This window comes from Oscillibacter sp., from assembly GCF_031978065.1.
Lineage (GTDB): Bacteria > Bacillota > Clostridia > Oscillospirales > Oscillospiraceae > Oscillibacter.
This window is the reverse complement of record NZ_DALZCH010000174.1, coordinates 1-3,903: the sequence shown is the minus strand read 5'-3', so window position 1 is coordinate 3,903 and position 3,903 is coordinate 1. Positions and strand designations below refer to the sequence as shown.

Here is a 3,903-nt window from a genome sequence, read left to right as displayed (position 1 = left end):
AGGCGGGCAGACTGGCCCACTCCATCGCGGAGTTAAAAGCCCGTAAGCGGTTTTCTGTGATGAACAAGCGCACGTTCAACGCGCAGTTGAAAAAGCTGCAAGAGGACGAGCACTATGCCGCCGAGATGGATGGCTACACCGGTCTGTATGTCGAAACGCTGGAGCAGCACGCCATGGCGTTTCACTCCGCGCCGTTTCTCGCATTGGAAACCTCTGTGCCGGTGGGCATCTTCACGCAGGAGCTCAAAGAGGATGGAACCCCCGCCACAGGAACCGCAGACTGCATCCAGATCGCAGAAGGGGTGTTGTGGATCACGGACTATAAAAACGGCGCCGGTGTGCCGGTGGAAGCTGACCACAATTCCCAGATGATGCTCTACGCGCTGGGCGCGTTGGCTATGTATGCACTGGTCTATGGCGACTCCATCCAGACCATCAAAACAACCATCGTGCAGCCCGCGCTGCACAGCGTGTCCGATTGGGAGATCAGCCGTGCGGAGTTGGAAGCTTGGGGGAGGGAAGTCCTGACCCCTGCCGCCATGCAGGCAGACAGCGAAGACCCCGGAGAGCCTTGCCCCGGTGACTGGTGCAGGTTCTGCCCCATCAAGAACCAGTGCCGGGGACGGGCGAACACGGTTCTGGCTGTGGAAGCGTTCGGCAAGAAGCTCCCGCCGCTGCTTTCAGATACCGAAGTTGGACAAGCCCTGCAACGGGCCGAGGGACTCGTATCTTGGTACAAAGACCTGCAAGACTACGCCCTGCAATCGTGTTTGGAGGGAAAAGCGATCCCCGGATATAAGGCGGTGGAGGGCCGCAGCAGCCGCGCGTGGGACGATCTGGACGCCGCCTTTGCAGATATCCAGCAGCACGGCGTGGCGGAAGCCATTCTGTGGGAGCGCAAGCCCGTGACCGTGGCCGCACTGGAAAAGGCGCTGGGGAAGAAGACCTTTACCGAAGCCGCTGGCGGACACGTAACCGTGAGTCCCGGCAAGCCCACGCTGGTTTCTGAATCCGATAAACGCAAGCCCTACAATTTTGCAGAGGTCGCATTCGGCGACCAGAAAGGACTATGACCTATGAATGCTTCTACTTTTACAACCGGCGAGGTGCGCGCTTCTTTCGTCCACCTGTTTACGCCTGACGCCGCCCCCGGCGGGGACCCTGCGTATTCCATTATGGCCTTAATTCCTAAATCCGATGTTGCCACGCTCACCGCTTACAAGGCGGCATATGAAGACGCAGTGAACTACGGAATCCAGAAAAAGTGGAACGGCGCATTGCCTCCCGTGCTGCTGGGGGGCCTCGCTGACGGAGATGGCGTCAAAAATGACGGTACACCGTATGGCCCTGAGTGCAAGGGCTGCTACGTGCTGAAATGCAAATCGAACGTTGAGAATAAGCCGCTGGTGGTAGACCAGCGAAACCAGGAAATTCTTGATTCTCGCAAGGTGTATAGCGGCTGCTATGTCCGTGTAAATGTGACGCTCGTTCCCTACAATAATAATTCAAAGGGCATTACTTCGATTCTCAACGCTGTCCAGTTCGTTCGTGATGGGGAACCCTTTGGGGGTGGGCAAGTAACTGCCGCGGAAGCGTTCGGTGCGCCCGCCGCAATGCCCGCAGCACCGGGCTATGTTGTCCCTGGATATGCCTCCGCTCCCGCGCCGGTACCCGCACCCGCATATACCCCTCCTGTTGCCGCGCCTGCGTATCCCCAGCAGCCCCCCGCCGCATATCCCCAGCAGACAGCGCCTATGTATTCGCAGCAAGCTCCGGCGTACCCTCAGCAGTGGCCGGTTGACCCGATCACCGGGCAGCCTGTTCCCAACGGTATGCCGGTTATGGGTATGTAATCAAAAAAGGGCCCCTTCGGGGGCCCTTCCAATCCGGGAGGTAACTCATGCAGCACCACTTGAACATTGACTTAGAAACATACAGCTCCGTGCCAATTACAAAGGCCGGACTTTATAAATATGCGCAAAGCCCGGACTTTCAGATTCTGCTTTTTGCGTACAGCCTCAACGGTGCGCCGGTGCAGGTTTTGGACCTGACACTGCCGGGGGCCTGCATTCCACAGAATGTCGCGGGCTGGTTGTTTGACCCGCAGTGCATCAAGCACGCGTTCAACGCCGCGTTTGAGTGGTACTGCCTCTCCCGGTACTTCGGACTGGAGCAGCGCCGGGACTGGACGCCGGAAGTCTGGCTGCCCCAGTGGCGGGACACACAGCTTCACGCGCTTTACTGCGGGTATCCTGCCGCACTGAAGAATGTTGGCGCGGCCATGGGTCTGCCGGAGGACAAACAGAAGCTCCGCACCGGCGGCGCGCTGATTCGCTATTTCTGCATCCCGTGCAAGCCCTCAAAGTCCAACGGGGGCCGTACCCGCAACCTACCGCAGCATGACCCGGCGAAGTGGGGCCTGTTCAAAACCTACAACGCCGGGGACGTTGTAGCAGAGCAGGAAATAGAGCGCCGTCTTTCCGTCGTGCCGGTGCCGGACGAGGTGCAGCAACAGTGGGTCCGTGATCAGATCATCAATCTGCACGGTGTGTCGGTGGATCTGCCGCTGGTGGACGGAGCCATTGAAATTGGCGCCGCTGTCCACGAAACCCAATTGCAGGAGGCCAAGGACCTGACCGGCCTTGCCAACCCCAACAGCCGGGATCAGCTTTTGAAATGGCTGAATGAGGAACTGGAAGACGATCTGCCGGATGTACGTAAAAATACGGTCACGGACCTGCTGGCGCAAGGCGTGCCCAGTGACAAGGCCGCCCGAATGCTGGAGCTGCGGCAGGAACTTTCCAAGACCTCCACCAAGAAATACAACGCTATTGAAACCTGCGTGTGTGCGGATGGCCGGATTCGGGGCCTGCTGCAATTCTACGGGGCCAACCGGACAGGCCGGGAGGCGGGGCGGCTGGTGCAGGTCCAGAACCTGCCCCACGACACAATACCGGCGGAATCTGCCGCGCGGGAACTGGTGAAGTCCCGCAATCTGGATGGGCTGAAAGCGGTTTACGGCAACGTGCCGCAGGCGCTCTCCGCGCTGATCCGCACGTCACTGATCGCGGCCCCCGGCATGACCTTCGTGGACGCTGACTTTTCCGCCATTGAGGCCCGCGTGATCGCGTGGCTGTCCGGGGAAGAATGGGTGCTGGACGTGTTCCGCACTCACGGCAAAATCTACGAGACTACCGCCGCGCAGATGTTTGGTGTTCCTTTCGACGCCATCAAAAAGGGCAACCCTGAATACGCGTACCGCAAGAAAGGCAAGGTTGCCACGCTGGCGCTGGGGTACCAGGGCGGCAAGGGCGCACTCATCAATATGCGTAAGACTCTAGGCATGACCGAGGACGATTTGCCTGAAGCCGATATGCCCGATATCGTCCGGCGCTGGCGCAGTGCCAACCCGCATACCGTGCAGTTCTGGTACGACGTCAACGACGCGGCATTTCGCGCGGTCACATCGGGGCGGACCACGACAGTAGGATGCGTGACCATCGCCCGGGGGATGCACCGGGAAGCGGGGCTGGACTTTATGACCATCCTGCTGCCCTGCGGCCGCAAACTCTACTACCCCGGCCCGCACATCGGCAAAAACCATTTCGGAGAGGACAGCATCATGTACTGGGGACAGGACGGGGCCAACTGGAAACCTGTTGAAACTTACGGCGGCAAGCTGGTGGAGAACATCACGCAGGCGGTGGCCCGGGACTGCCTTTTCTATGCCATGGAGCAGTTGAACACCGCCGGATATCGCATCGTATTTGATATCCATGATGAAGTCGTGTTGGAAGTGCCGGAGGGGATGGCCGATCTGGACAAGGTCGTGGCGATCATGTCCCAGCCTATCCCGTGGGCTCCCGGTCTGCCGCTGAACGCCGACGGCTGGGTGGGGAATTA

At 59.5% G+C, this 3,903-nt stretch carries 3 protein-coding genes; all 3 read left to right on the top strand.

Annotated features, from left to right (window positions below):
- Positions 1-1,073: DUF2800 domain-containing protein (locus RTK01_RS16190; RefSeq protein ID WP_312281959.1), on the top strand; the 1,073-nt coding region annotated here is incomplete at its 5' end.
- Positions 1,074-1,076: 3 nt separating this feature from the next.
- Positions 1,077-1,853 (top strand): ssDNA-binding protein, encoded by a 777-nt coding sequence (locus tag RTK01_RS16185; protein WP_312281958.1) that lies wholly within the window; start codon positions 1,077-1,079, stop codon positions 1,851-1,853.
- A gap of 47 nt (positions 1,854-1,900) precedes the next feature.
- The coding region (locus RTK01_RS16180; RefSeq protein ID WP_312281957.1) for a DNA polymerase at positions 1,901-3,903 on the top strand (2,003 nt) is incomplete at its 3' end.

Bases quoted from the DNA above. Each gene is read 5' to 3' on its own strand.
- RTK01_RS16185 (WP_312281958.1), top strand. From the start codon at position 1,077: ATGAATGCTTCTACTTTTACAACCGGCGAGGTGCGCGCTTCTTTCGTC.